Source organism: Bacillus sp. LJBS17 (assembly GCF_019334685.1).
GTDB lineage: Bacteria > Bacillota > Bacilli > Bacillales > Bacillaceae > Bacillus > Bacillus subtilis.
On record NZ_CP079759.1, the window covers coordinates 3,849,773 to 3,876,047 of the forward strand.

Annotated in this window: 26 protein-coding genes; 2 read left to right on the forward strand and 24 right to left on the reverse strand. The window is 46.2% G+C overall.

Going from position 1 to position 26,275, the window contains the following annotated elements; all coding sequences use genetic code 11:
- Positions 1 to 12: 12 nt before the first annotated feature.
- From bacC to spsA, 20 genes are all read right to left on the reverse strand, one after another.
- On the reverse strand, positions 13 to 774 hold the full coding sequence (gene bacC, locus KXZ66_RS19900; RefSeq protein WP_003243359.1) for a dihydroanticapsin 7-dehydrogenase: 762 nt from the start codon (positions 772 to 774) through the stop codon (positions 13 to 15).
- Between the two features lie 2 nt (positions 775 to 776).
- The gene (gene bacB / locus KXZ66_RS19905) at positions 777 to 1,484 is read right to left on the reverse strand and encodes a 3-((4R)-4-hydroxycyclohexa-1,5-dien-1-yl)-2-oxopropanoate isomerase (protein WP_003244300.1); all 708 of its coding nucleotides are present in this window, start codon (positions 1,482 to 1,484) and stop codon (positions 777 to 779) included.
- The gene (gene bacA, locus KXZ66_RS19910) at positions 1,474 to 2,088 is read right to left on the reverse strand and encodes a prephenate decarboxylase (protein ID WP_009968341.1); all 615 of its coding nucleotides are present in this window, start codon (positions 2,086 to 2,088) and stop codon (positions 1,474 to 1,476) included. Before bacA ends, bacB begins: the two co-directional genes overlap by 11 nt.
- 151 nt (positions 2,089 to 2,239) lie before the next feature.
- The gene (locus KXZ66_RS19915; RefSeq protein WP_049140935.1) at positions 2,240 to 3,478 is read right to left on the reverse strand and encodes an MFS transporter; all 1,239 of its coding nucleotides are present in this window, start codon (positions 3,476 to 3,478) and stop codon (positions 2,240 to 2,242) included.
- A gap of 209 nt (positions 3,479 to 3,687) precedes the next feature.
- Entirely contained in the window at positions 3,688 to 5,100 is a 1,413-nt protein-coding gene (locus KXZ66_RS19920; RefSeq protein ID WP_021480909.1) for an amino acid permease, read from the reverse strand.
- Complete coding sequence (locus tag KXZ66_RS19925) at positions 5,100 to 6,800, reverse strand: M20 family metallopeptidase (protein ID WP_163138414.1); 1,701 nt, start codon at positions 6,798 to 6,800, stop codon at positions 5,100 to 5,102. Before KXZ66_RS19925 ends, KXZ66_RS19920 begins: the two co-directional genes overlap by 1 nt.
- A gap of 73 nt (positions 6,801 to 6,873) precedes the next feature.
- Positions 6,874 to 8,421, reverse strand: a complete 1,548-nt coding sequence (gene pruA, locus KXZ66_RS19930) for an L-glutamate gamma-semialdehyde dehydrogenase (RefSeq protein ID WP_031315430.1) — start codon at positions 8,419 to 8,421, stop codon at positions 6,874 to 6,876.
- Between the two features lie 226 nt (positions 8,422 to 8,647).
- Positions 8,648 to 9,922, reverse strand: a complete 1,275-nt coding sequence (gene rocG, locus KXZ66_RS19935; RefSeq protein WP_219144703.1) for a glutamate dehydrogenase — start codon at positions 9,920 to 9,922, stop codon at positions 8,648 to 8,650.
- A 176-nt stretch (positions 9,923 to 10,098) separates the two neighbouring features.
- Entirely contained in the window at positions 10,099 to 10,563 is a 465-nt protein-coding gene (bslB, locus tag KXZ66_RS19940; protein WP_014478326.1) for a biofilm surface layer hydrophobin BslB, read from the reverse strand.
- Positions 10,564 to 10,887: 324 nt separating this feature from the next.
- Positions 10,888 to 11,343 (reverse strand): dTDP-4-dehydrorhamnose 3,5-epimerase family protein, encoded by a 456-nt coding sequence (locus tag KXZ66_RS19945; protein ID WP_003222100.1) that lies wholly within the window; start codon positions 11,341 to 11,343, stop codon positions 10,888 to 10,890.
- Positions 11,336 to 12,187, reverse strand: a complete 852-nt coding sequence (rfbD, locus tag KXZ66_RS19950) for a dTDP-4-dehydrorhamnose reductase (protein ID WP_015250965.1) — start codon at positions 12,185 to 12,187, stop codon at positions 11,336 to 11,338. The genes KXZ66_RS19945 and rfbD overlap by 8 nt, the downstream gene beginning before the upstream one ends.
- Before the next feature lie 13 nt (positions 12,188 to 12,200).
- On the reverse strand, positions 12,201 to 13,148 hold the full coding sequence (gene rfbB, locus KXZ66_RS19955) for a dTDP-glucose 4,6-dehydratase (RefSeq protein WP_021480913.1): 948 nt from the start codon (positions 13,146 to 13,148) through the stop codon (positions 12,201 to 12,203).
- The gene (locus tag KXZ66_RS19960) at positions 13,148 to 13,888 is read right to left on the reverse strand and encodes a sugar phosphate nucleotidyltransferase (protein ID WP_159377124.1); all 741 of its coding nucleotides are present in this window, start codon (positions 13,886 to 13,888) and stop codon (positions 13,148 to 13,150) included. Before KXZ66_RS19960 ends, rfbB begins: the two co-directional genes overlap by 1 nt.
- Positions 13,889 to 13,912: 24 nt before the next feature.
- Positions 13,913 to 14,932: a PseG/SpsG family protein gene (locus KXZ66_RS19965; RefSeq protein ID WP_124047840.1), complete on the reverse strand. Its 1,020-nt coding sequence runs from the start codon at positions 14,930 to 14,932 to the stop codon at positions 13,913 to 13,915.
- A gap of 2 nt (positions 14,933 to 14,934) precedes the next feature.
- Positions 14,935 to 15,657 carry a glycosyltransferase family protein gene (locus KXZ66_RS19970; protein WP_032725144.1) on the reverse strand — a complete coding sequence of 241 codons (723 nt, stop codon included), beginning with the start codon at positions 15,655 to 15,657 and terminating at the stop codon, positions 14,935 to 14,937.
- Positions 15,650 to 16,771 carry an N-acetylneuraminate synthase family protein gene (locus tag KXZ66_RS19975; protein WP_049140930.1) on the reverse strand — a complete coding sequence of 374 codons (1,122 nt, stop codon included), beginning with the start codon at positions 16,769 to 16,771 and terminating at the stop codon, positions 15,650 to 15,652. The genes KXZ66_RS19970 and KXZ66_RS19975 overlap by 8 nt, the downstream gene beginning before the upstream one ends.
- Positions 16,771 to 17,640 carry a GNAT family N-acetyltransferase gene (locus KXZ66_RS19980; protein WP_101502530.1) on the reverse strand — a complete coding sequence of 290 codons (870 nt, stop codon included), beginning with the start codon at positions 17,638 to 17,640 and terminating at the stop codon, positions 16,771 to 16,773. The genes KXZ66_RS19975 and KXZ66_RS19980 overlap by 1 nt, the downstream gene beginning before the upstream one ends.
- Positions 17,641 to 18,810 (reverse strand): DegT/DnrJ/EryC1/StrS family aminotransferase, encoded by a 1,170-nt coding sequence (locus KXZ66_RS19985; RefSeq protein WP_048654797.1) that lies wholly within the window; start codon positions 18,808 to 18,810, stop codon positions 17,641 to 17,643.
- 20 nt (positions 18,811 to 18,830) lie between these two features.
- Positions 18,831 to 20,255, reverse strand: coding sequence for a CDP-glycerol glycerophosphotransferase family protein (locus tag KXZ66_RS19990; RefSeq protein ID WP_163117058.1), 1,425 nt, complete (start codon positions 20,253 to 20,255; stop codon positions 18,831 to 18,833).
- Positions 20,256 to 20,259: 4 nt separating this feature from the next.
- The gene (gene spsA / locus KXZ66_RS19995; protein WP_029946239.1) at positions 20,260 to 21,030 is read right to left on the reverse strand and encodes a spore coat dTDP-glycosyltransferase SpsA; all 771 of its coding nucleotides are present in this window, start codon (positions 21,028 to 21,030) and stop codon (positions 20,260 to 20,262) included.
- A gap of 319 nt (positions 21,031 to 21,349) precedes the next feature.
- On the opposite strand from spsA, the gene gerQ reads away from it, so the two are divergent.
- On the forward strand, positions 21,350 to 21,895 hold the full coding sequence (gene gerQ / locus KXZ66_RS20000; RefSeq protein WP_014481253.1) for a spore coat protein GerQ: 546 nt from the start codon (positions 21,350 to 21,352) through the stop codon (positions 21,893 to 21,895).
- A gap of 43 nt (positions 21,896 to 21,938) precedes the next feature.
- Here the strand turns inward: gerQ and KXZ66_RS20005 are convergent, their stop codons facing one another.
- The 3 genes from KXZ66_RS20005 to KXZ66_RS20015 all read right to left on the reverse strand — a co-directional run bounded on the left by KXZ66_RS20005 (position 21,939) and on the right by KXZ66_RS20015 (position 24,031).
- A complete protein-coding gene (locus KXZ66_RS20005; RefSeq protein WP_003227446.1) occupies positions 21,939 to 22,310 on the reverse strand; it encodes a DUF423 domain-containing protein in 372 nt (123 codons plus the stop codon).
- 61 nt (positions 22,311 to 22,371) lie between these two features.
- Positions 22,372 to 23,694, reverse strand: coding sequence for a purine/pyrimidine permease (locus KXZ66_RS20010; protein WP_219144704.1), 1,323 nt, complete (start codon positions 23,692 to 23,694; stop codon positions 22,372 to 22,374).
- 19 nt (positions 23,695 to 23,713) lie between these two features.
- Positions 23,714 to 24,031, reverse strand: coding sequence for a YwdI family protein (locus tag KXZ66_RS20015; protein WP_041351304.1), 318 nt, complete (start codon positions 24,029 to 24,031; stop codon positions 23,714 to 23,716).
- Between the two features lie 167 nt (positions 24,032 to 24,198).
- Here KXZ66_RS20015 and KXZ66_RS20020 point away from each other — a divergent pair, with 167 nt between their 5' ends.
- Complete coding sequence (locus tag KXZ66_RS20020; RefSeq protein WP_219144705.1) at positions 24,199 to 25,569, forward strand: aldehyde dehydrogenase; 1,371 nt, start codon at positions 24,199 to 24,201, stop codon at positions 25,567 to 25,569.
- A gap of 23 nt (positions 25,570 to 25,592) precedes the next feature.
- Here the strand turns inward: KXZ66_RS20020 and KXZ66_RS20025 are convergent, their stop codons facing one another.
- Positions 25,593 to 26,270, reverse strand: coding sequence for a uracil-DNA glycosylase (locus KXZ66_RS20025; protein ID WP_015384978.1), 678 nt, complete (start codon positions 26,268 to 26,270; stop codon positions 25,593 to 25,595).
- Positions 26,271 to 26,275: the final 5 nt, after the last annotated feature.

The window sequence follows — 26,275 nt, forward strand, 5'->3', positions numbered from 1 at the left end:
AACACTCCTTCTCTATTGTGCGGTGTATCCTCCGTCTGCGGTGATGGCGCTTCCGGTCATATAGCTTGATAAATCCGAGGCTAAAAACAGCATCACGTTTGCGATTTCTTCAGGTTTCCCAAGCCTCAGCAGCGGATTTACCTTCGCCTTTTCTTTTTTGATCTCTTCAAGTGTGCCTTCGTTATTTTCAAGGAATGATTTTTCATTCAGCGGTGTGTCGATGATCCCCGGGCATACGCAGTTCACGCGAATTTGATGCTTCGCATAATCAACGGCCATTGATTTAGTCAGCTGCAAAACCCCGCCTTTGCTGGCGTTATAGGCAGGAATATCAGGCCATGCCACGAGTCCGCCGACAGAGCACGTATTAATGATGTTGCCCTTGCCGGCGGCCAGCATATGCTTGAGTGCATGTTTGCTCATTAAAAACATGCCGGTCAAATTGACTTGCAGCACCTTGTTCCAATCGCTGAGCTCCATCTCGTGAATAGGCGCCACGATTTCGATGCCTGCATTATTAATCAAGACATCGAGTCCGCCAAATGTATGAACCGCCGATTCAACTGCGTGCTGGCAGGCAGCTTCGTCTGTAATGTCCGTTTGCACAAAGTGCAGCCTGTCATTATTTTCTTTTCGTACCATTGCTTCTCCCTGCGCTTCATCAATATCCGCCACAACCACATTGGCCTGCTGGCCCAAAAAAGCCTGAACCGCAGCATAACCAATGCCTGATGCGCCTCCTGTTATGAGGACGGTTTTATCGGTGAGGTTCATGATCATTCATCCGCCTTCATTTTTTTTGCTTTTGCTCTGTTGTAGCGCGGCGGGAAGAAGATATTAATCGATTTTGATTCTTTTTCCGAACGGTTGATGGCACCGTGATCTTCACGAGGCTCACAGAAATAGGCTGTGCCGAATTTCATCTCGACTGTGCAGCCTTCGACCGTCATGTCATAGCCGCCGCCGATGCAGATGCCGATTTGTTCATTCCGATGTTTATGGAAAGGCATTTCTCCGCCATTTCCAGGGATTTTGGCAAGCATAATTTCTACCCAATCCTCAACAAAGAACGTGACTTCCATGCCCGGCAGCAGGTCTCTTGTTTTGAAAATATCCAAAAAGTAGTCCTCAGGACTTGTATATGTTTCATCAGCTTTCAGCCGCTTGATATCAATAGCAATCACTTCTTGGTCTGTGTCGTTTCTTGCCCCGTGAGGCACATGCGGCGGCGCGATATAGGCAGATTCCAAGGCTGTCATTTTTCTTGTCACATCTCCGACAGTCATCATCAGCTCGCCAGAAACGACCATGCCGATTTGGACCTCCTTATGCTGATGGGGTTCAACATTGGTATGCGGCGGGACGTAAGACATTAATACTTCAGTATCCCCTCGTACGGTTGAATACTGCCTCACTCCGTTTTCCCATTCAATTAATTTCGGTGTCGGGAAATAAAGCTCCTGCATATCTTCTTTAGTTTTCATCATCAACGTCTCCTTTTCCAAATAATGACCAGCTCATTGGAATGCTTTTGAATGTTTTTACAAAGGTTAGCCCGTACTTTTGCCGTGCAAGCTCATTGGTTAAGGCAATGTCATACAAACCTTCTTTTACTTTTCTTGCAGCTTGACTGGTTGAATTGACTAGTTTGAAACGAACATCTTTGCGGGTAAAATATTTGATTAAATTAATAGGTGAAGGATGTGAAACAATAACAGATGTATCAAGCATATCGTCTCTGAATTCAAAATCAGGACGAACAGCCAGGCCGTACATCGGTGTATCGCACCTGAAGATCTGCAATAGCTGCAAATCCGGCCTCATGTAGAAATGCTTAATGCCATCGTAAGCATGTGGGACGATGGTATATTCCAGCGGGCTTTGGAGCGTCCTTTCGATGCATGATTCAAAAGTATCATGCAAGGACAATTTACTGTTCAGCCCTTGTAGAAGAGTAAAATTGGAAATGAAATGCTTTGCTGCGTACTCACTGCTTGTCCCCTCAGGGCCGAGCGTGTTGACTGTAATGAGTTTGGATAGTGAATCAGTTCTTTTTTTTGTCTGAATGCTATTATCCAATATAATCATGAGCACCAACCAATCTTTTAAAATTTTAAGTAAATTTTATCCAGCGGCAATTGAACTGTCAATGTTTTTTGAAAATATTGATAATTATTCCCATACAAACAAAAAAACCCTTTATAAAGGGTTTTTAATTATAGGAATTTAGAAACTTTGTTTATTGAGATAAGGACTGATCGGCCTTCTGCTCAAGTTTGCCGTACTTTTTATATGCGAATATACTGAGCATAAATCCGAGGACTGTGATGGCTGCGCAAATCAATCCGACAGCTGCATAGCCGTATGCCACATAAACGGGTCCCATTAAAGCAGAACCTAATGTCACGGCCAGATTCGAGGCGAGGCTGTAAAACACCATGACTTTTCCGCGATGACGCTCTGAGCAGTCACTCAAAATGGTGCTGAGCAGCGTCACCGTCAAACTTTGCATTAATCCCCAAATAAATAGGCTGACGATTAACAGAAACATTGACGCCGGCGCATATGGTAAACACGCCAGCAGTACGCTGATGACCCCCAACGCAATCAAAAGGGAGCGCATTTTTCCGATGCGGTCGGCTATCCTTCCTGTAATCACACTCATGGAAAACCCGATTCCATAAATCATGATAAATAAGCCCGCAGCCGTGTTTCCTCCGGTAAAAACGTCCTGAAGATAGGTGCCTAAAAAGGAATACATACCGTAAAAACCAATCATATTACAAAAGGTTATCGTGATATAAACAGGTACACGAGGAACTTTCAGCGCATCCCGGAATGTTCCTGCCGGCTCTTCTATTTCTTCCTTGCCGCTGTTTTTATGTTGGGCATGGCGGCGCATTTCAAGGAGAATCAGCAGGACAACTAAAACGCCCATCAAGGCGAAAATCCAAAACGTCCATCTCCAATGCAGGACGCCGCCGATAAATGATCCGAGCGGCACTCCGAAAATCAGCGCCAGCGACCAGCTTGAAACGATCAGTCCCATCACCTTGCCCCGGTATGTATAAGGAACACGATCACCGACAACTGCGTATGCGGTCGGAACAAACGCTCCCGCAGCCAATCCCGAGAGCGCCCGGCCTAAAAAGAAGAAAAAAATATTTTGAGCCAAAGCGCATATCACCGTTCCTATGATAAAGATCATAAGCCCGGCCAATAAGCTCAGTTCTCTGGAGTATTTATCGCCTAATGGAACCAAAAGCGGCGCACCGATAAAAATCATAATGCCGTAAATACTGATAGATAATGCAAGGACACTGACATCTGAGCTGAAGGCTTTTGCTAAATCCGGCAGCAGCGGTGAGATCACAAGCTCTTCAGATCCGGCTGCAAATACCCCCATCGTTAAAGCCAGTGCCAACAATAACGGAAAATGATGTTTTGTTTTGATGTCATTGTTTTGATTGCTGTTCATTCTTTCTCAAACACCTCTTCCATAATCTTCTTATCATAAAGTTGTATTATAGTTTAGCATTGTTTTTTCATTATTTACAATTCGAACGAAATCTTTATAACATTTATTATTTTCATTTAAACCCCATTATATATTTCTATATTTCATTCTAAAAATACATGAGGATGTAACACGTAGAAAAAGCTCTCCGGCCTCCCGGAGAGCTTTTTCTATTGCGCCTCTGTCTGCTTTTTTTCAATCGGTTCATGATTTATACGCTTTTTGATGCTTAGATGATAGTATGCATAGCAGAAAATAATGATCGGCACACCGCAGTATAAGCCGATTCTTTGATCCGGAATGAAAATAAGGCTGATCAACACGCAGCCATATAAACAAAATCCGAGCATCGGGACTAGCGGATAAAGCGGCGTTCTGAACTCCAGATCATTCACATTTCCGCCTTCAGCAAGGAAACGTCTGCGAAAGAAAAATTGCGACGCACAAATGGACATCCACGCGACAACTGTCACCATGCCCGAGATTGAGATACACCATAAATACACTGTTTCTGCGGCCATGACACTTGTCAGCAGCGAACAGCCTGAAATGCCCAACGTAATCAGCAGGGCATTCATCGGCACGCCTTTTTTTGTCAGTCTGGTGAGAAAGGATGGACCCATTTGATTTGATGAAAGTGACCACATCATACGCGACGCCGCATACAACCCCGAATTAGCAACAGATAAAATGGCTGTTAAGATGACAAAGTTCATGATATCTGCCGAAAATGGGATGCCGATTTGATCGAGTACCGCTACAAATGGGCTTTCAATCACCCCCGCCGTTTTGTACGGAAGGATGGCAACCAAGACGAACATAGCGAGCACAAAGAAAAACAGCGTGCGCCAAATGACATTTCGAATGGACTTTGGCAGTGTTTTTTCCGGGCTTTCACTTTCCCCTGCCGCAATGCCGACAAGCTCCGTTCCCTGAAAGGAGAAGTTCACCATGACCAGCGTAAACATAACGGCCAGCACCCCATTAGGGAAAAGTCCTCTATCAGTCATAAAGTTAGACAAAAAGGGTGTCTCCTGTCCGCCTTTAAAGTCAATCAAGCCAAACACAGCGGCTCCGCCAATCACAATAAATAATATGATCGCCGCCACTTTGATGCTTGAAAACCAAAATTCCATTTCTGCAAAGCTTCTGACAGAGAGCGCATTAATCAAAAAGATGACGATGCCGAACACGAGGCACCATATCCAGATCGGAACGGAGGGCAGCCACCTTTGCATCAAAATGCCTGCTGACGTCAGCTCTAACCCCACTGTATTCGCCCAGCTGAACCAATACAGCCAGCCAATCATAAAGCCTGTCGACGGTCCCAGAAATTTAGTGGCGTAGGCCTGAAACGATCCGGCCACCGGCATGGCAACAGCCAATTCTCCTAAACAAAGCATGACGAGATACATTAAAAATCCGCCGATGATATAAGCGGCAATGGCGCCGAGCGGTCCCGCCTGGCTAATGGTAAAGCCAGAGCCTAGAAACAGCCCAGTGCCAATCACCCCTCCCAAAGCAATCATAAACAAATGCCTGCTTTTCATGCTGCGCTGCAATTCATTTTTATGATTCTGCATCATCCTTCCCCCTTTGATTCTTTTGCCGTGATGGTCATCCGGTAGCTCTGCAAAAGGTGAACGGTGGTTTGCTGTATGAGGAGAGGCAATACATGAAATGTGTACGGTTTATAGACTCGTTCTGTCCATTTATGGCCGTCTTTTCCGTACACACCCATATTAATGGATGGAATATTCAGCTTGCGTATGTCTTTGAACGGAATGGTCCCAATCCTATTCCACCCAGGAAAGTTCCTGATAAAAGAATCAATTTCGCCATCGGTTTCGTGCAGTGATAAAAAACTGCCGTCTGCCAAGTAGGGGAAAAACTTTTTGAAGACAAATGTTTCGCCTGTCGATTCAGCTGTTTTGTCAGCCGCTTCTTTAATCACATGCTGCAAAAGCTGATCTCTTGTGCTATCTTCTTTCAAATAGTTATGCGGCAGGTAAGGAGGTGCGTAAAATAGAATGACTTTTGCGCCTTGATCGGGGTCAAGCTTTTGAAGCTCTTCGATTGCCTGAAAGCATCTCATGCGAAGTTCAAGGTGCTCGTTGGCTTTGAATGTCTGCTCGATACACTGCTCGGGATCAATCCCCCGGTTTCTCAGCTTTTCTAAGTATTGCTCCAGGCTATACACTTGAATGTCCCATGATAAATGTTTCTTTGGCAGGTTGGCTCTTTTTGCATATTCTTCATAATAATCTGATAATTTTTGTTGTGTCTCTCGGCATGCTTCCTCAGTGACTTCAATAAGCAAATCCATCATTTCTTTTGCTGTTCTTTCATAAATAAAACAATTGAAATACAAGCTGGTGCTGACAGCCGTTTGCACATTATAGGATTCCTTGTTATCACGCTGATACAAACAGGATGGTGGCAGAACCAACTCCCCTTCAACCTTTTCTGCCAGATGGATGTTATTGTGGAGACGGCTTGTGATTTCAGATGAAATGAAATTCGGGTCAATCCCTGCCAGTGTATCGCCAACATGGACTTCCCGCCCGTGGATGTAAAAGCACGGCAGCAGTTTTCCCGCGGCTCCGGTATAGATATATCTTGTCTGATCACCATCGTAAAGCGGGGTAATAAAATCCGTATTAATAGCAGCCAAATAGTGAAGCTGTTTTTCTTTTTTTAGCCGGTTCAGCTCTGAAATGCTGGCGAGAATGCCCGAATGCTGGCTCTCCTCATCGGGATTGGCCATAAACAATACATTTCCCGGCAACGTCTCAAGGTTCTCCGAAAAATGCAGGAGATTGGCTAAATGCACGGCGATGCCGCTTTGCATATCGACAGATCCTCTTCCGAACATCCAATCGCCTGATTTGGCATCCCGCTGAACATCCTGATCGAACTCATAGCGGCTGAAATACTCGGCCAATTTCTCACAATCAAAAGCGATATCCTTTAAAGGGCCGAAATCTTCAATTCCAACTGTATCCAGATGGGCATGGTAAATGACTGTATTTCGGCTTTCTCCATGTCCTTTAATAAACGCAAAAATATTTTTGCGATTGTATGGGTCATTGGGAATGGCCTGTTCCCACACATGACTGGGGTTTTCCTGAAAATATGGATAGCTCGTGATCACTTCTTTGATGAAATCTGCTTTTGTCCCTTCTCCAACGGTGCCGTTCACGCTGCTGAGGCTGACCAGAGATGCTGTCAGCGCCTCCACTCTTTCAGCCGGATTCATGTGACTGATTTTTGTATACTGCATAAATTGTCCTCCTGATCAAAAAGTTGAAATCGTGCGATCCTCTAAAGAATCGCACGATTTTATTTCTCTCAAATCAAAAAGCTTCGGACGTTGTTTTGGCTTGCATATGAAGAATTAAGTAATCGGGACCCCCTGCTTTTGAGTCTGTTCCTGACATATTAAAACCGCCGAACGGCTGATAGCCGACAATTGCTCCGGTACATCCTCTGTTAAAATATAGGTTTCCGACATGGAAATCCTCGCGCGCCCGTTCAATGTGCGCACGGTTTTTCGTCAGAAGCGCGCCTGTTAATCCGTATTCCGTGTTATTGGCAATCTCCAGCATATGATCGAAATCACGCGCTTTGCAAATCGCAACAACCGGACCGAAAATTTCTTCCTGCATCAAGCGGGCGTTTTCATCAACATCTGCAAAGATCGTCGGCTGAATAAAGTAGCCTTTTGAATCATCGCCTTCTCCGCCGGCCAATAGCTTGCCTTCAGATTTGCCGATTTCAATGTATTTCATCACTTTGTTGTAGGATGCTTCATGAATCACGGGACCCATATACGTATCAGGATCTTCTGGATTGCCGACAGTCAGCGTTTTGGTCAGCGCCACAGCTTTTTCCACCACATCATCATAAACATCCTGATGGATGACCGCGCGGGAGCCCGCAGAACACTTCTGTCCTGAATATCCAAATGCTGAATACACGATAGAGGATGCAGCAAGGTCAAGATCAGCGTCCTTGTCGACAAGCACTGTGTCTTTTCCGCCCATTTCTGCAATTACCCGTTTGAGCCATTTTTGGCCCGGCTGCACTTTGGCGGCTCGCTCATAAATCCGGCAGCCGACTGCACGGGAACCTGTAAATGAGACAAACCGTGTCTTCGGATGCTCAACTAAGAAATCACCGATCTCCGCTCCATCTCCCGGAATGTAATTCAGAACGCCGTTTGGCAGGCCCGCTTCCTCCATGACCTCGACAAATTTTGCTGCCACTACCGGGGCTGCGTCAGCCGGTTTTAAGAGAATCGTATTTCCTGTCACAATCGCTGCCGCCGCTGTTCCCGCCATAATTGCGAGCGGGAAGTTAAATGGAGAAATGACGATGCCGACGCCAAGCGCTTCGTAATGATATTGATTGAACTCGCCAGCACGGCTCTTCACCGGAGCCCCTTCCTTGAGCTTTAACATTTGGCGCGCATAGAACTCTAAAAAGTCTATCGCTTCAGCCGTGTCCGCATCTGCTTCCTTCCACGGTTTTCCCGCTTCCTTCACAAGATAGCTTGAAAATTCATGCTTTCTTCTGCGCAAAATAGCCGCTGCCTTAAAGAGAATATTCGCGCGGTGCTCCGGTCTTTGTTTTTTCCAGGAATCAAATGCCTGTAATGCGGCTTGCATTGCTTTTTCAGCAAGCTCTTGATCTGCTGTAGACGCGTACCCAATGATCTCTTCTTTATTTGCCGGGTTAATGGAAATGATTTTGCGGTCCGTTTCAATTTTTTCTCCATTTATGACAAGCGGATAATGTTTGCCGAGCTGAGTGTTTACAAAGGCCAATGACTCCCCAAATGCAGTTTTATTCTTTGCTTCCGTAAAATCGGTAAATGGTTCGTGCGCGTATGTGACTGTCATATGTAGTCCCCCTCGTGTTATGAAATATATCTTCGCATATGAATAAAAATGCAAGAATCATGCCATTTTCTTGTCTTTTGCTGAAAAAACTTGTTGAATCGAACAGAAATTTGTCTAACAGGTGATCATCTTTCTCTATTTCCGATCTTGAACGCAAATTTATTTTGCGATTTTTGCTCTTTAGGCAAAAAACAAACGCAAAATTATTTTGCGGAGGCTTCTCAAATTAGACCCATCCGCGGAATCGCGATGCTTCTGCCGATTTTCTGATGCCCGTCATGTAAGCCGCCAAACGCATATCCACTTTATGTGTTGCCGCTGTCTGATAAATTGTTTCGAACGAGCTGACCATGACGTTTCTCAGTTTTTCTGCAACCTCTTCTTCTGACCAATAATATCCTTGGTTGTTTTGCACCCATTCAAAATAAGAAACCGTGACGCCGCCAGCACTCGCCAGGATATCCGGCACAAGCAGCACGCCTCTTTCATTCAGGATCTTAGTGGCATCAATGGTTGTCGGGCCGTTCGCCGCTTCGACAACAATTGACGCCTGAATGTTATGTGCGTTTTTGGCTGTGATTTGATTGGAAATCGCGGCAGGCACTAAAATATCGCAATCCTTTTCAAGCAGCTCCTCATTTGTGATGATGTCAGTAAATAAGTTGGTGACCATACCGAAGCTGTCCCGTTTATCGAGCAAATAAGGAATATCAAGGCCGTCCGGGTTGTAGAGCCCGCCATTGGCATCAGAAATCCCGATCACCTTCGCGCCCGCATCGTGCATGAATTTGGCCAGGAAGCTACCCGCGTTTCCAAAGCCCTGTATGATGATGCGCGCGTTTTGCAGCTTGATCCCTTTTTTCTTCACCGCCTCTTCAATACAAATCGTGACGCCCTGTGCCGTCGCCGTTTCCCGTCCTTGCGATCCTCCCAAAACAAGCGGTTTACCTGTAATAAAGCCCGGAGAATCGAATTCCCGCAGCCGGCTGTACTCATCCATCATCCACGCCATAATCTGCGAATTTGTGTATACATCTGGAGCTGGAATATCCTTTGTCGGACCGACGATCTGGCTGATGGCACGGACATACCCCCTGCTCAGCCTTTCCAGTTCTCCAAATGACATTGTCCGCGGATCACAAATAATACCGCCCTTCCCGCCGCCGTAAGGAAGATTGGCAATCCCGCATTTGAGCGTCATCCAAATGGATAACGCCTTTACTTCCTCTTCATTGACTTCTGGATGGAAACGTACGCCCCCCTTTGTCGGACCGACAGCATCATTGTGCTGTGACCGGTAGCCTGTGAACACTTTGACGCTCCCATTGTCCATTTTGACCGGAATGCGGACAGTGAGCATTCTCTGCGGCTCTTTCATGAGTTCATACATATCGCCCGGATAACCCAGCTTCCGAAGGGCTTCCTTAATGATTGTTTGGGTAGACAGAAATAAATTTAGAGCTTCTTTTTCCTCATCTTTCGAGACTTGCTTTGCTGACATCTTTTTCACCTCATTGTTTTTTTGGCCGGCTGTAATGTAAGCGCTTTAAAAAATCAGCCCGCCAATTCCTTTCTGCATTGGATTCACCCTTATCATCATGCAAGATCCGTACCAGCTTTTTTTATCAACAAAAAAGAGACTGAAAACATCTCAGTCTCTGATTAAAAATCTATTTATTAACGAGGGTCAATCACAAGCTGCGTTTCAGCATTTAAACTGCCGATTCCCAAACCGTTTACTACATCGCCTTTAATCGTGTAAGTGCCTGCGCGCGGAAGGGTTTTGCGCACCATGACGAGGTCAAATTCGGATGCGCCTAACAAATCAAGCGTAAGCGGGAGTCTGACTGTTTTTCCATCGTTTAAAATCTGTGTTTCTTTCAGTGTTCTTCCATTCACTGAATCTCTTGTCGTAGCATGAAACCCGTCAGGAAATTGAAATTCTACCGCTCCGAGAGAAAGCACCGCATTTGGTTTATATGTCACTTCAATATCAGAAGTGGTCCACTCTTTCGTGCTGTTAATTGTTTTTGCCTCGATTGATGCAGACTGTGCATGAGCTTGGCCCGAAGGAAGTAAGATTGATAGTAAAACAGCTGAACTGATGAATAATGAAGATACGAATGAAGTTCTTTTTAACATGACATTTCCCCCTATTTGATTGTTGAAATTTGGCCAGAGCGTCCTCTGCAGAAAAAGCGCCTTTTCGTAATTCGCGAATTACCAGTTTCTTTTTCTTAAAAATTAATCTATCATCATTTTCCATGGAAGTAAATGCTTTTTAAGGAATATTAACACTTGGAATTCATTGAGAATTCCTTCCTGTTTATACAAGGTTCAAATGGACGATTTCTCTCTCTTTTTCTAGTAACATCCGCCTGACATTTCCTATCTTTTATCCTATTTTAAAAAAGGACAAAAAAAGTCGAAGATGCCTCTGCTCTTCGATTGATCACGTTCCTATTTTTATCTGAATTCAGTGTTCCAGTTAAAACCGATCGTCTCATCATTCCACGGAATTCTTTTTTCATCAGGCTGATCCGGGTTATACGACATGGTGGTAAAATAGATAATTGTCAGCGGCGTCTCTCCCAGCACTCTGTATCCGTGAGCCACCCCTTTTGGGATTAATAACAGCATCGGGTTGTCTTCGCCCATATAATAGACGTCCGTTTCTCCTTTTGTCTTTGAATCCTCTCGAAGATCGTATAGGACAACCTGAGCGTGGCCGGTTGGGAAGAACCAGAGATCATCCTGCTTCTCATGATAATGAAATGCCTTAATCACACCCGGATAGCTTTTCGACCAAGAGGCCTGCCCAAAATGCTCAAGGAGATTCTCATCGTCCCGGACCAGCTCAGCAAAAAAGCCTCTGTCATCGCTATGCTTCGTCAATTTTTTTACCTTGACTCCATCAATCACACGCACTGCTCCTTTCCTGCAAATACTCCCGTAACGCTTCCCGCCAGTGGCGGGGACGGATGCCGGCTTCTTCAATGGCCCGATGGCTCAGCACAGAGTAAGCCGGACGGGGCGTTTTGTTCCCGTATTCCTCTGTCGTTACAGGCAAAATGGCTGTTTCCAGCCCGCTTTCTTCCATAATTGCCGTCGCAAACTCATACCAGCTGCATATGCCTGAATTGCTGACATGATAGATGCCCGGCGGATGGCTGAACAGTTTGATGACCGCTTCTGCTAAATCCTTCGTATAAGTCGGCGAACCAATTTGATCGCTGACAACCCGAAGCTCTTGTTTCGTTTCAGCAAGCTTCAGCATGGTTTCAACGAAATTACTGCCGCCATGTCCGTACACCCACGATGTTCTGATGATCGTGCTGTCTTTTGTCGTTAATCGTATCAGTTCTTCTCCGAGCCTTTTGCTTTTGCCATAAATGGTTTTCGGATCGAGGGGATCGTCTTCCCTATATGGCTGGGTTCCTTTCCCATTGAATACATAGTCCGTGCTGATATGAACATATTGAGCTCCGATGCGGGTTGACTCAAGCGCTGTATAATAAGCGCCGATTCCGTTAATCAAGTACGCTTTATCAAGCTCTTTCTCGCATTGATCAACCGACGTAAACGCGGCGCTATTGACCACGATATCCGGCTGATAATGGCCAAACGAATGCCGTACTGAGCGCTGGTCAGCAATGTTCATCATCTTCTTTGTTAACGCAATGACCTCATATCCGGCTTGCTTCAGCTGGCGGCATAGTTCCAAGCCAAGCTGTCCTCCCGCCCCAGTCACCAATACCTTTGTCAATCAGATCACCTTCTCATCGGTCATTGTCTGTATACCACTGAATCGTACGCGCAATGCCTTCTTCAAACGTCACTTCCTGCCGCCAGCCCAGTTCGTTTTTCAGCTTTGATGCATTGATCGCATAGCGCCGGTCATGCCCTTTTCGGTCTTCCACGTGGGCGAACAATTCCTCACAGCCCAGATGCTTCAAAATGGCACTCGCCAGCTCTTTATTCGTGCGTTCATTTCCGCCTCCGATGTTATACACCTCGCCGTCGGTCCCTTTTTCTAAAATCAGCTTGATCGCGCGGCAATGATCCTCCGCAAACAGCCAGTCTCGGATCTGGAGTCCATCGCCATACAGCGGAACAGGCAGGCCCTGCTTCGCATGACGGATAATCGTCGGAATCATTTTTTCGCTGTGCTGATAAGGTCCGTAATTGTTGCTGCATCGTGTAATGATGGCCGGAAGCTTGTGGGTTTTCACATAAGACAACACGAGCAAATCAGAGCTTGCTTTGCTGGCTGAGTATGGGTTATTAGGAGAAAGCGGCGTCGTTTCTGTAAACGCGGGATCATCCGCTTTTAAATCCCCGTATACCTCATCTGTTGAAATATGAATCAGCTTCTTGGCTTTTCCTTTCAAGACCGCTTCCGCCAATCGGTATGTCCCCATGACATTTGTGGTGATAAACGGCTCCGCTTGGGAAATGCTTCTGTCCACATGCGATTCTGCTGCGAAGTGAATGACGCCATCGTAGGTCTCTTCAAAAGCGCGGTCGATATCCTCCTGAACGCTGATGTCCCCTTTTACAAAGCGAAAACGGCTGTTTTGCTTTAATTTTTCCATTTCCTCCGGGTGGCTGGCGTACGTCAGTTTATCTAAAACGGTAATGCGCGCATCCGTTTCCCTCAGCATGAGCTTTGTAAACGTGAGCCCGATGAAGCCGGCCCCGCCTGTAATTAAATATGATTTTGCCATCACTTTTCGTCCTGTCCTTTCCGTAAATCCTGGTGTACAAGCTGGGAAGCGAGAAAAAGCGATTCGTGAGTTCCGGCATCTACCCACCAGCCTGATAACACATCATACGTAAGCTGGCTGTTTTCGATGTATAGATTATTCACATCGGTGATTTCCAGCTCGCCGCGCTTTGATGGTGATATTTGTTCAATATACGAAAACACCTCTGCATCATACATATAAATGCCGGTAACACAAAGGTTGGTCGGTGGCTGTTCGGGCTTTTCGATGATGGAACGAATCCGCTTGTTTTTCTCATCAATCTCAGCAATCCCGAAGCGTTCCGGGTCGTCAACTTCTTTCAGAAGCACTTTTGCTCCTTTCCCCTGCTGTTCAAAGCGTTCTGTATAAGGCTTTAATGAATCTTCAAAAATATTATCACCTAATAATAAAATGAAAGACTCTTTTTTCGTAAAGCGCTTTGCATAAGACAGCCCATCCGAAATGCCCGATGCTGCCGGCTGTACTTGATAAGTGATAGTAACGCCAAGCTCTTCTCCGTTTCCAAGCAGTTTATAAAATTGCGGCATATGCTCTTTTTGGCTGATGAGTAAAATGTCTTTTATTCCGGCTTCCTCCAGCTTCATAATCGACCAGTATATCATCGGATACGGGCCTACAGGAAGCAAATGCTTGTTGACGGCTTTCGTTAAGGGCATAAGGCGTGAGCCGTTTCCTCCGGCTAAAATAACACCTTTCACATTAACACTTCCTTACATGCATTTTTATATCTTTTGTTCATATAAATCTTGAAGAATAGCTGTTACCCGCATAATGCCTTTGCCATCCACGAGCGGCCTTCCTCCCTTATGCAAAGAAAGGCGAAGAGGATAGCTGCTCATAATGCGCGACATCTGATAGATGAGTGTTTCATCCGGTACAAGCTCACCCAAACCAAGATCAAGAGCGGCGCCTTGGCCAGCAAATGTTTTTGCTGTTGCCGTTTGATGCTCAACCTGAGAAAGAACAAGGCACGGCACGCCGATGCAAATGGCTTCATATAGAGAGATGCCGCCGGCGACAATGGCTGCGTCCGCTTGTTTCATCAAACCTGCCATATCATTTGTCTGTTCGATCATCTTGTACTGCGGCTTCTTTTCGATCCGCCTTCGGACTGCCTCTTGATGCGGTGAAGCGCTCCCCATCACAAACATTATGTTTTTGTCTTTTATGTCGGGGACTTGATCAGCGGCAGCCAGCACTTTAAAAATAAGCTGCTTCGGATCACTTCCTCCTAATGCAACAAGGATATTGCGGCAGTCTTTCTTAAGTGTGTAATCCTCCCTTGCGGCCTGAAAGGCGGGGTGAAGAATAAGATAGTCCGGACCTTCATAGATGCGTGTGTTTCCCTGAACGTACACCCTGCTTCTGATGTCACCGTAAATTCCGTTAATGACTGAGTCACTATATTGAATCGATTTACCGTTTTTCTCTTCAAAAAGAACAATTTTCGCATCTGTCTCCGTCTTTATTTTCTTTAACAGCTCTGCAGGCGCGCCTAGAATATCAAACAAAAGCAAATCAAGCTTCTTGCTTTTTATTTCCCGGAGAATAAACTCGTGCTGCTGCAGCTCCGGCTTTACGATGACCTGCCAATGCTCTTCATGAAGAAACGCTTCAGAATCCTGATTCGTATAAAACGTAATCAAGCATCGCTGTTTGAGCCCCTCCGCAAGTCTCTTCATCCGGACAACATGGCCCATTCCCTTTTCATAGCCGCCGTCTGCGAAGATCCCAACATGCATGGCTATTCAGCCTCTCGTTCGATTGCCGCATCGGGATTCCGGTTCAGAAGGGTGATAAGCTCTGAGGCGGATACATCGGGGCGCTCGCCTGCTTTTTGATAGAGAGCCTTTATCGATTCATAGTCTTCCTTTGTATCAATGGTCAGCCGATATTGAGGGGCGCGAAATCGTTCCGGCGCCTCTAAAAACTGCACACGATAAAGAGCTGGATGATTCCTTATATATAACGTGACATGCTCCTGATATTGATCCTCCATATTCTGAATACGGCTGATGTCAATTAACAGGTTGGCGTTGACCACTTCGCCGCAAATCCCTAATGGGGCATTCAGGATATACGTATAATCCGACCCTTGATCAAAATGCGCCTTAATCATTACATCGAGCAGCTCCGGATCGACAAACGGATTATCACCCGTTAACCGGATGATGACTGACGGTTTAACAGCTTCTATGACCTTCACAAACCTATCGAGGACACGTTCTTCGCTCCCGCGGAAAACACGAAAGCCTTGTTTGATACAGTGCGCCTCTAATATGTCGTCAGTTTCTTTGTCAGACGTGGCGATGACAAGATTATCCCGATCCTTTTGGTAAAACGCGCTTTGCCGGACACGGTGAACGAGAATATCAAGTAAACGATTCGATCCGAGCGGCCGAAGCACTTTTCCCGGAAGCCTTGTTGAACCCATTCTTGCTTGAATGATAAAGAGAATATCATTCATGAAACGGGCTGTCCTTCAGTAAAATGTCATCCCAGACAATGCCTGTGTCGGCCGGAATGTCTCTTACAGCCCGAACACCGCTGGTCAGCAGTTCAAAAAATCTCGGGTGCAGCCCCTGCGGCTTTTGTCCGGGCCGAAGCACTGCGATATTGTCTTCACTAAAGGCTTCACCTTTTTGAATCGGAGCTGTTGTAAAAATGCCTCTGTATGCAAAGTTTCTGATTTCTCCTTCGATGGCGGTCGTTGTTTTGTATGAACTGCCAAGCAGTTTTTCTGAGACCGGCTTTGTGATCCCCTGTTTCAGCTCAGCTTCCGTTTTCCTGATGCCATTGACCATTTCTTTCAATTCATCCGGATTTAATGCAAACGAGTGGTCGGCACCCGGCAGATTTTTATCGATCGTAAAATGCTTTTCTATCAGTTTTGCTCCGAGCCGAACCGCGGCACACGGCGCTTCTGTCGGATGCTCGCTATGATCGGAGAAGCCGATTACCGCCTCAGGAAAAGCGGCGGCAAGCATCGGAATGACGCTGAGGTTGCTGTACTCCGGCGGTGCTGGGTATTTCGCCACACAATGCATTATGGCAATTTGATTGTTTCCCTCTGCCCTGATGGTGCGCCAAGCTTCGTGAACATCAGAGATTTCAGCTCCGGCTGTCGAGAAAATCATCGGCCTGTTCAGCCGGGCGACATATTTAAGCAGCGGGAGATGGTTAATTTCATAGGATGCGATTTTAAAAGCGCTCGGCGAGGTAGACTGAAGCAGATCAGCTGACCCCTCGTCACATACCGTACTTAAAAAGATCACCTGCTTTTCGCGGCAGTAATCCAATAGCGGTAAAATCCACTCAGCAGGCATTTCCATAGATTGAACCAAAGAAAAAATAGAGACGTCCTTGCCCGCTGCCGTCTTGTACAAACCAGGATCTTTCTGGTACATCCTATCAGCTTGGAACATTTGAAATTTCACGGCATCCGCTCCCGCTTCCACCGCGGCGTCTATCAGCGCAAAAGCCTGATCAAGCTTCCCGTCATGATTAATCCCCGCCTCAGCAATAATAAAAACAGGAGCGTCTTTGCCTACAGTTTTATTCGCGATCTGAAACGCTGCCATTATTTCGCCTCCTTGCCCGGCCAAATATGATAATAGTAATACGATTGTTCAGCGGTGAAACCCATTCGTTCATAAAGGCGGATCGCCCTTACATTGTGAAGCTGCGTCCCCGCTGTTACCGTTCTATGCTTCTGGGTCTCCGGTTGTTCTATGAGATTCGCCAATAAATGAAACGCAATACGTTTCCCTTCAAATCCCGGCTTTACAGCCATCAAATCGAGAATGCACTCATCATCTCTTGATAAGCCCTGAAGATAGCCGATGACCTCGCCATTGTGTTTAGCGACAATATTGACCGCCGCCCTTCCATTCAAATTGTTTCGTGTCCACTCCTGAAATATTTTGTTTGCTGCATCGCGGCTGAGATGAGGATCCTGAAAATATCTGCTTTTTGTAAACGAGTCTCGGGCCAGCTCACATATCGCTTCTGTGTCTCCGGGCTCAGGCGGGCCCAGTTCAAAAAATGGCGGTGTTTTGTCATAAAAAGACGGAGGCATCGCCAGCTTCAGCAAACTCCCGACAAAGTAAGAGGATGGCTGCTGCTGTATCACATGCGCGGCTCCGATATCTTCAGCCGGAACACGGACAAAGATAAAATCCGTTTCATCCATTTGGCGTACAGTATAAAAAGCTTCAAACAGCCTCTTTAGCTGCCCGGTACTATTTGCCGCAAGAAGTTTGACGTTCATGACTTTCTTCTGAAGCACCTTGCTTTCCCACAAAGAATCTTCGTAAAGCAATACGCCTTGGAGCTTGCTGTTTTCAAAAAGGCCGAGGGAAAATTGATACGGAACATCCAGTGTAAGCTTTCTGCTTTGGAGAAATTCCTCAATTGCCTCTTTGGAAACATTTTCTTTTACCGTATACACTTAATCAGCCCCTTTTACGATATCCCGCACAGCTTCAATGACATCATCTACATCGTCGTCAGACATTGATGGATAGAGCGGGAGAGAAAGGGTTCGTTTATAGTAATTCATGGCATTCGGAAAGTCCGCTTCCTTATATCCAAATTGCTTTTGATAATACGGATGAATGTGTACTGGAATAAAATGAACGCTAGTGCCGATATTGTATTCATCCTTTAAAGCCGTAATCATTTCGCTGCGCGTAACCCCGGCCTTTTTTTCATCAACTTGCAGAACATATAGATGCCAGGCGTGCCTGCCGTCATCATGGACAAACGGCGTGATCAGCCCAGGAATCTGCTGAAAAGCGGTTTGATAGCGGCCGGCAATCTCTTCTCTCCGTTTCTGCATATCATCCAGCCGTTTCAGCTGATGAAGTCCGAGGGCCGCCTGCAAATCAAACATATTCATCTTATAGCCGGGCGATTCGACTTCATAGTACCAGCTGCCATTTGAAGAATAACGGTTCCATGCGGCTTTACTCATGCCGTGAAGGCTTAGCACCCGTATCTTATCGGCAAGCTCCTCATCATCAGTCGTCAGCATGCCGCCTTCCCCTGTCGCGAGGTTTTTGGTGGCGTAAAAGCTGAATGCCGTTGCATCCCCGATAGAACCGATCATTCTTTGCTTATAAGTCGTATATACCGCATGTGCCGCATCCTCCAGCACGAATAAACCATGATTTTGGGCAATAGCCAATATTGCATCCATATCGCAGGACTGCCCGCCAAAGTGGACGGGCACAACTGCTTTCGTTCGCGGTGTGACGGCCGCCTCAAGCTTTACCGGGTCAATATTGAGCGTGTTTTCGTCAATATCCGCAAACACAGGCGTCGCTCCCGTATGAATAATCGTATTGGCAGTCGAGCTGAACGTAAGCGGAGAGGTAATGACCTCGTCCCCGGGTCCGATCCCTTTTGCTTTCAAAGCCAAAAATAAAGCTGCGGTACATGAATTCACCGCCACGGCGTGCTTCGCCCCGACAAACGCGGCAAACTCTTTTTCAAACTGCTGAACCTTCGGGCCTTTAGAGAGCCATCCCGATTCAAGCGTTTCTGTAACCTCCTGAATTTCTTCCTTACCGATTAACGGCAATGAGTAAGGGAGAAAATGATTTCTCTTTTGCACCATTTCTTTGCGCTCCTATCATTTTATTCAGTATCTTCCCGCCTGTAATCAACTCCTGTTTTGGCTTTCAGTTCCGCAAATAAAGCATTTGTTGATTCTGCCACCGGATAATTAGCCGCTATGAATGCCAGGCGCGCCTCTTCTGCTTTTTGATGCACGTCGGGACTTCGAAGAACTTCAACCAAGGTGTGCGCCAGTTCATCCGGCTGGTCAAACATAAAATCGCCAAGAGACTCATAATACGGATACGAGCGATTTCCGGACGATTTTCCGATCAGCACAGGCTTTTGAAACAGCATTGCTTCAAGACCGACTGTCGAGGTTTGTGTCACTGCGGCATCAACATACGGCAGCAAATCATAAAGCTCCAGCTCCTTTTTGATGACTCTGCATGCCTTATGTTTTTTCGCCGCCTCGTGATACAGATCAAGCTTGTTTTTTCCGATTTCCCACGGGTGAGGTTTGATAATAATCTGCAGCTGCTTCTGATCAGAAAGCCCCTGCAGCACACCGGAATAAAAATCTTCTGAAAAGGGCTGAGTGGCAATGAGCACAATTTTTTTAGTCGGCTGAAAAGCAAGTTTTCGATAGAATATGGACATATCCATAGGCGTTCTGTTAAAAATCTGATCGAAGCGGGGATGTCCCGTTACGAGAATCTGCTCGGGTTTACAGCCTTTTCGTATGAACCACTCTGCTTCATACGCACCAAAAACAGCTTGATAGGTTGTAAAAACAGGAATGAAGGCTTCATCTCCCATCAATGCGCCATGCTGAAGACAAATGCTGACGGCCCCTTTTCTTTGACACATGAGAGCGAGCACCCTGCTGTAAATGTCTTCTGCCGTTCCGACAATAACAGCTGAAATCTTTTCCTGTTCAAACAGCGCATCAACTGTATCAATGGCCTCTATAAATAAAGGAATATCTTTGAAAAGCCGGTCGCGAAACGCTTGATCACCAAATGCCGGGTGATCATCATAAGGGGCGAGAAGCGAACAGGCTGTTTCGAGATACTGCTTCGAATCGCCTTTTTGGCATGAATCCGCAATCTCCCGCTTGCTAATTACAGGCAGATCACAATAATGCGGCAAACTCCATCTGGCCAAAACAGCCGTTTTTTCAGGATCAAATTGATAGTAATTTTCGTTTGAAAAACGCAGGTAATCAAAGTGCAAAATGACTTTCCCTTTAACAGGTTTGACATTTGTTTTAACGATTTTTCGGATTCTTTCTTCAAAAAACGGCTGAATCTGTCCCTCATCGATATGCTGATCCACCGATCCGAATAATTCCGGTTCTTCTTCCATCATCACCCTCAGCTCAGGGCTGATGTATTGATAAAAATTACTGATAAGCCCAAGCGGAATCCCTTTGTAGCGAAGTTTGTCAAAAAGCTCCACGTACTTCCGGTACAGCACCCAATAATTGCTTAAATAGGCCGACAAGCTCTCACCCCATTCCAAGCTTTTTTAATGATTCACGCAGCTCTCGGCAATTTCGCTGCGGAGGAAGGTTCCTGACAAATTCATTTTTTTCTGATTCAAACAGCTGAAAGTGAATCGATTGGTCGGTAATATAATTCAGGTCCAGCTCCTCATCCAGTGGGTAAAACGGATAAAAATGATTGACTCTCCAAAAGAACCGGGCATCTCCAATACGGTAAAACGCCGGGCTTTCATCCCAATAGGAGCCAAACTTCTCCTTTACCTTCTCAAGCACCGAATACCTGTGCATCACCGAGCAATGATCAATTGCGCACGGCGCGTTCCATGTCACTTGAGCGGCAGGCCTGACAGTTTCTTTTACAATGTCGCGATTCTCGTTTAAATGATAGGTTTTGGAGGCTGAGTAAATCACAGCTTTTTCAGGATGGGTATCGAGCTCCCGCACCATTTTCAGGAGGCGGTCCGGCATATAGATGTTGTCATCCGTCGCATAGGTGATATATTCACCCTCCGCCATCTCAATCGCCTGATTGATCAGTGCCGCGTATCTCGTTTTTTCTGTTCTTTCCTTCACTCCAGATACATCGCTTTGATAAAAACGCACTCGGTTATCATTCAAAAAAGGACGGATTACATTCAGCGTCTCTTCATTGGAGTTGTCATCCATAATAAACAATTCAAAATCTGAAAACGTTTGTGAGAGTATGCTAGAAATGGACTTTGCCACATAATCGCTTTTGTTATAGCTCGTCATAATGACTGATACTTTCGGCAAATCCTACACCTCCTTCTTGGAACTTCACACCTGAAACTATCGTTATCTTATGTTGCTTATGCTCAAGTTGCGCTAGGGATACAAACCAATATGCGAAAAGTTTGTGTATGTCTCTGAAAAACAGCGGATGCCCAGAGCGAAATCTGATCGGTCCGCTGTTCTTTTTCAGCATAATCCAAGCATCAGCCTCATAAGGTGAAAGAGATAAAAATCGCACCAGCGACTAAGATCGTTTTCCATCGGAGGTGAGTCATCGCGGAGCGTTCACCTATACATCCAGAACATGTTTTGAATGGTTTTCATAAAAAGGAGGAACGATATGAAACCGAAAAAAAATCAATATCAGCAAATGCAGGCATTTGATAATATGCAGGGGTATCAGCCTCAGTTTGGCGCCAACCCGTACCCGCAGCAAGGCCAAGGCTCACAAATGCAGCCAATGGGGATGCAGCCAATGATGCCAATGCAGCAGGGACAGCAAGGACAGCAAGGACAGCAGGGATTTGGATTCCCGGGCCAGCAGCAGGGCGGCGGTTTTCAAATTCCATCGGGGCCTACACCGTCAGGACCGGGCCAAAGCGTTCCCGGCATGCTGCCTGTTGAGGAATCTTACATCGAGAATATTTTGCGCCTGAATCGGGGAAAAACGGCCACCATTTATATGACATTTGAAAACAGCAAGGAATGGGGCTCGAAGATTTTTCGCGGCGTCATCGAAGCTGCGGGCCGGGATCACATTATTATCAGCGACCCGAAATCAGGAACACGCTACCTGCTCCTGACAATCTACCTCGATTACATTACATTTGATGAAGAAATTGCTTATACGTATCCATATTCCATGGCGTCCTATTCGCCAAGATAAGAAAAAAGCCAATCACTCATATGATGAGGATTGGCTTTTTTGTTTATAGATATTTGACGGCTGCGACAACGATCATAATCCAAGAAATAATAAACGCCACACCGCCGAGCGGGGTGATCGCTCCAAGAATGGAGATTTGCGTCACACTTAGAATATATAAGCTTCCGGAAAACAGCACAATTCCCGCAAACATCAGCCATCCGGCTGTTGTGACACTGCCTATGCCGGATAATTTATCAGCCAGAAACGCTACAACGAATAACCCAAGGGCGTGATACATATGATACTGCACGCCTGTGTGCCAAACCTGAAGATATTTATCAGGTATTTTCCCTTCTAATCCGTGAGCGCCGAATGCTCCGAGTCCCACGGCAAGCAGGGCGTTAATGGCCCCTAATATGATAAAAACTTTCATCTATCTCTCCCGCCTTTTCGTTAAACTCATATCATTTATCTTATCGCACCTGCACCAAAATTCAATGTTTGTTCTCCGTTGACACGAGATTGTCGGATTTTCTCCTGCGCCAAAGCTGGAACTGGTCAGCCGCTATTGCAGCAAGCGTCCCTAATACGAGGCCGTTGCTTAATAGAGAAATAAATACCGGATGCAATCCCTTTAACGCAGTTTCAGGAACAAACATGATACCGACCCCTGTCAGCAGCGAGATGCCGATGATAGACCTCACCCTTTTTGATTCTTCTTTCTCATATGAATCAAATTCGGCAAAGGCCAGACCGCCCATTGCGGAGAACACAACAAAATTCACCGCAAATCCAACGGGTGACGGCAGGCTCGCAAACGTATTCATAAAAAACGGGATTACGCTGATCACGATAACCAGAATACTGCCGAGCATAAACGGTTTTTTAGAAGGCATTTTGGTCGTTTCAATAAAACCTGCGGCTCCCGAAATCGGAACAGGCGCAATGGCTCCCGTCAAACCGCTAAGCAGATGGCTGAATGAAGCTGCAAAACCGGCATGGCGTTCATGATGCTTTCCATCAGGCTGTTTGCTGAATTTTTTCACGGCGATGTCCACGACCTTCATGCTCGCCAGCATATTCACGATCAGCAAGATGGTAATAAAAATAGAAGTGATGATCAGGCCGCTGTTAAATAATGGTGTCCCAAAAGGAAACAGGGAAGGCAGCTGAAACAGCCGGTCCGGCATTTCAATCGGCTTTGCCGCTCCGGCAGCCGCAAACAGCACCCATCCGCCGAACAAGGCTAATAAAATAGAATATTGCTTAAAAAACATGATGTTCGAATTTGTCATTATAAAGGCGGCAGCGATCACAACAAGCGCCAGGCCAAATACAAGACCGTCCACCCCGTCCTGTCGATAACCGATTCCGAGAATTCCTTTTATAATGGGCTGACTCAGCTGCATGACAAGAAGCAATAAATAGACGCCCGTTACAACCGGAGTAAACAATTTTGCAAGTCTGTCAATGACCTTGAAAACACTTAACAAAAAGAAACATACAGCGCTTACAAGAAGAGCTCCCTGCAAACCCCGCAGTGTGTCTCCATATGTCGCAAACACAGTTCCCGTCAGCCCTGCGTAGATCGTATACACTCCCCACCACAAGCCGGCTGGGCTTTCATTAATCGGCAGTCTGTGGCCTTTCAAACACTGAATGACGGCGGCAATTCCCAGTACAAAAAAAGTGCTTTGAATCAATCTTGCAGAATCTGAGTGATCCAGATGAAACGACTGGGCAACCGCCACCGGAACAACTATCGCCGCAGCAATAATTAACGCTGTCCATTGCAGCGCGCCAAGAACCAATTTCACGTAAGCTCAACCTCTCTCTTTAAAAATCAAATAAAGACTCTCCGTTTCCATCCTCTTCCTGCTTCTCTTTTTCTTGCTTTCGATATTTGTTTAATCCCGCGCTCCCCATCATTTTTTCCATCATCAGCTGGTCTGTCGATGGCGGCGCGGCAGGACTTGGCGTAACGCTCGGCTGTATGCGGGGCGCGCTCACGTTCTCCGGCTGATCAAGCACGACATCACACAGAGAACGGACAACCGCTACATAACGCTTCAGCTCCTCATCCCGTTCAGCTGTTTTTGCTTTTTTCAGCTCCTCTTCCATCTTTTGAATTAATGCAGATATATGAATGTTCATGAAGCACCCTCCAAAAAAATAAATGTTGTCTTCCTGCATTTTATCAAATTCCTGCTGTAAACGCAGATATGAGTTTGTTATTTTTTCTGACAAACCTTGCGCGATTGACAAGCAGAAGAGATTTTTCACATAATAAATCACCATACCTTACAAAAAGGAGAAAAGGAATGAACAGCATCCCCTCTATCATCAGCAAGCATAAAGCCTATTTTGCGGCGGGACATACGAGACCGCTTGAATCGAGACTGAACATTTTGCGAAAGCTGAAACAAGCCGTCAGAACTCATGAAGCCGATCTCATAGCCGCTCTCTACCAGGATCTCCATAAATCCGAGCAAGAAGCATACTCAACAGAAATCGGAATCGTCTTGGAGGAAATCAGCTTTGTCATGAAACGGCTGAGAAAATGGTCCAAGCCGAAACGAGTCAAAACGCCGTTGACTCATCTAGGCTCCAAAAGCATCATCATCCCTGAGCCGTATGGAACCGTTTTGGTGATTGCGCCTTGGAACTATCCCTTGCAGCTGGCGCTTTCTCCGTTGATTGGAGCCATTGCGGCGGGGAACACGGTCGTTCTCAAGCCATCGGAATATACGCCGGCTGTTTCTGCTATTCTTTCCAAACTCATCAGCAGCGTTTTTCCAACCGATTATGTCGCTATGGCAGAAGGCGGGCCCGACGTCAGCACGGCATTATTACAGCAGCCCTTTGACTACATTTTCTTTACCGGCAGCGTAGCCGTGGGAAAAGTCGTCATGGAGGCCGCCGCCAAACAATTAATTCCCGTAACCTTGGAGCTCGGCGGCAAAAGTCCCTGCATCGTCCATAAAGATGCTGACATTCAGCTTGCCGCCAAACGCATCGTCTTCGGGAAATTTACAAATGCGGGACAAACCTGCATCGCACCGGATTATTTATTTGTACACGAGGACATCAAAACGAAGCTCACAGAAGAAATGAAGCGTGCGATCAGAGAATTTTACGGTCCTAAGCCGGAACGGAATCCGCAGTACGGCAAAATCGTCAGTGAACGGCACTATCAGCGGCTGCTCAGCTTTCTGAATGACGGCATCCCACTCACAGGCGGACAATCTGATCCCAATCATCACAAAATTGCGCCGACCATTCTCGAACAAGTGAGGGATGACTCTCCAGTGATGCAGGAGGAGATTTTCGGGCCGATTCTTCCGCTCTTTACATACCGCAATATCGGGGAAGTCATTGAAAAAATCCAATCGCGCCCTAAGCCGCTCGCCCTGTATCTCTTCACCACAAACAAAGAAATTGAGCGCGCTGTTTTAGGAAATCTGTCGTTTGGCGGGGGCTGTGTCAATGATACGTTAATGCATGTGGCGACGCCGTATTTGCCATTCGGCGGCGTCGGGGAAAGCGGCATCGGCAGCTATCACGGGTTTGACAGTTTTAACACATTCACGCACAAAAAAAGCGTCGTCAAACAAACGAACCGCTTCGACTTCGCATTTCGTTATCCTTCCTCCAAAAACGGGCTGCGAATGATTCGAAAAATACTCAAATAAAAAGCGCAGATCACCTGCGCTTTTTACAAATCCTTAATACACCAATCAATCGGTGCCTCTCCCATTTTCTCCAAATAGGCATTCGCCCGGGAAAACGGTCTGCTCCCGAAAAATCCGTTTCTCGCCGAAAACGGGCTGGGATGCGTCGATTCAATGATAAAATGCTTGGACGTGTCGATCCGTTCTTTTTTCATTTGGGCATGCCGGCCCCACAAAATAAAGATAACCGGCTGCTCCCTTTCATTCAGCACGTCAATAATTCGGTCCGTCAGTCGCTCCCAGCCTTTTCCCTTATGGGAATTCGCCTGTCCGCGCCTTACTGTCAGCACAGTATTCAGCAAAAGAACGCCTTGCTTTGCCCAGCTCACAAGCGACCCGTGATTCGGGATGCTGCACCCGATGTCCTGCTGCAGTTCAAGAAAAATATTTTTTAACGAAGGCGGCTGCTTTACACCGGGCTTGACAGAGAAGCTTAAACCTTGAGCCTGTCCCGGCCCGTGATACGGATCTTGTCCGAGAATGACGACCTTGACATCATCATATGATGTATAATGCAGCGCATTGAAAATATCCCGGCTGTCCGGATAAATCGTTTGCTCCGCGTATTCCCGCTTCAGCATTTCTCTGAGCTCTTGATAATACGGTTTCTCAAACTCTTCCTTTAGCTGATTCCACCAGCTGTCTTGTAAAAGCTGTTTCAAGATTC

Excerpts from the sequence above, each read along its gene's own strand:
- bacC (WP_003243359.1), bottom strand. The coding sequence starts at position 774 with ATGAACCTCACCGATAAAACCGTCCTCATAACAGGAGGCGCATCAGGC.
- bacB (WP_003244300.1), bottom strand. The coding sequence starts at position 1,484 with ATGAAAACTAAAGAAGATATGCAGGAGCTTTATTTCCCGACACCGAAA.
- bacA (WP_009968341.1), bottom strand. The coding sequence starts at position 2,088 with ATGATTATATTGGATAATAGCATTCAGACAAAAAAAAGAACTGATTCA.
- KXZ66_RS19915 (WP_049140935.1), bottom strand. The coding sequence starts at position 3,478 with ATGAACAGCAATCAAAACAATGACATCAAAACAAAACATCATTTTCCG.
- KXZ66_RS19920 (WP_021480909.1), bottom strand. The coding sequence starts at position 5,100 with ATGCAGAATCATAAAAATGAATTGCAGCGCAGCATGAAAAGCAGGCAT.
- KXZ66_RS19925 (WP_163138414.1), bottom strand. The coding sequence starts at position 6,800 with ATGCAGTATACAAAAATCAGTCACATGAATCCGGCTGAAAGAGTGGAG.
- pruA (WP_031315430.1), bottom strand. The coding sequence starts at position 8,421 with ATGACAGTCACATACGCGCACGAACCATTTACCGATTTTACGGAAGCA.
- rocG (WP_219144703.1), bottom strand. The coding sequence starts at position 9,922 with ATGTCAGCAAAGCAAGTCTCGAAAGATGAGGAAAAAGAAGCTCTAAAT.
- bslB (WP_014478326.1), bottom strand. The coding sequence starts at position 10,563 with ATGTTAAAAAGAACTTCATTCGTATCTTCATTATTCATCAGTTCAGCT.
- rfbB (WP_021480913.1), bottom strand. The coding sequence starts at position 13,148 with ATGGCAAAATCATATTTAATTACAGGCGGGGCCGGCTTCATCGGGCTC.
- KXZ66_RS19965 (WP_124047840.1), bottom strand. The coding sequence starts at position 14,932 with ATGCATGTTGGGATCTTCGCAGACGGCGGCTATGAAAAGGGAATGGGC.
- KXZ66_RS19970 (WP_032725144.1), bottom strand. The coding sequence starts at position 15,657 with ATGAATGATATTCTCTTTATCATTCAAGCAAGAATGGGTTCAACAAGG.
- KXZ66_RS19975 (WP_049140930.1), bottom strand. The coding sequence starts at position 16,771 with ATGGCAGCGTTTCAGATCGCGAATAAAACTGTAGGCAAAGACGCTCCT.
- KXZ66_RS19985 (WP_048654797.1), bottom strand. The coding sequence starts at position 18,810 with ATGGTGCAAAAGAGAAATCATTTTCTCCCTTACTCATTGCCGTTAATC.
- gerQ (WP_014481253.1), top strand. The coding sequence starts at position 21,350 with ATGAAACCGAAAAAAAATCAATATCAGCAAATGCAGGCATTTGATAAT.
- KXZ66_RS20005 (WP_003227446.1), bottom strand. The coding sequence starts at position 22,310 with ATGAAAGTTTTTATCATATTAGGGGCCATTAACGCCCTGCTTGCCGTG.
- KXZ66_RS20015 (WP_041351304.1), bottom strand. The coding sequence starts at position 24,031 with ATGAACATTCATATATCTGCATTAATTCAAAAGATGGAAGAGGAGCTG.
- KXZ66_RS20020 (WP_219144705.1), top strand. The coding sequence starts at position 24,199 with ATGAACAGCATCCCCTCTATCATCAGCAAGCATAAAGCCTATTTTGCG.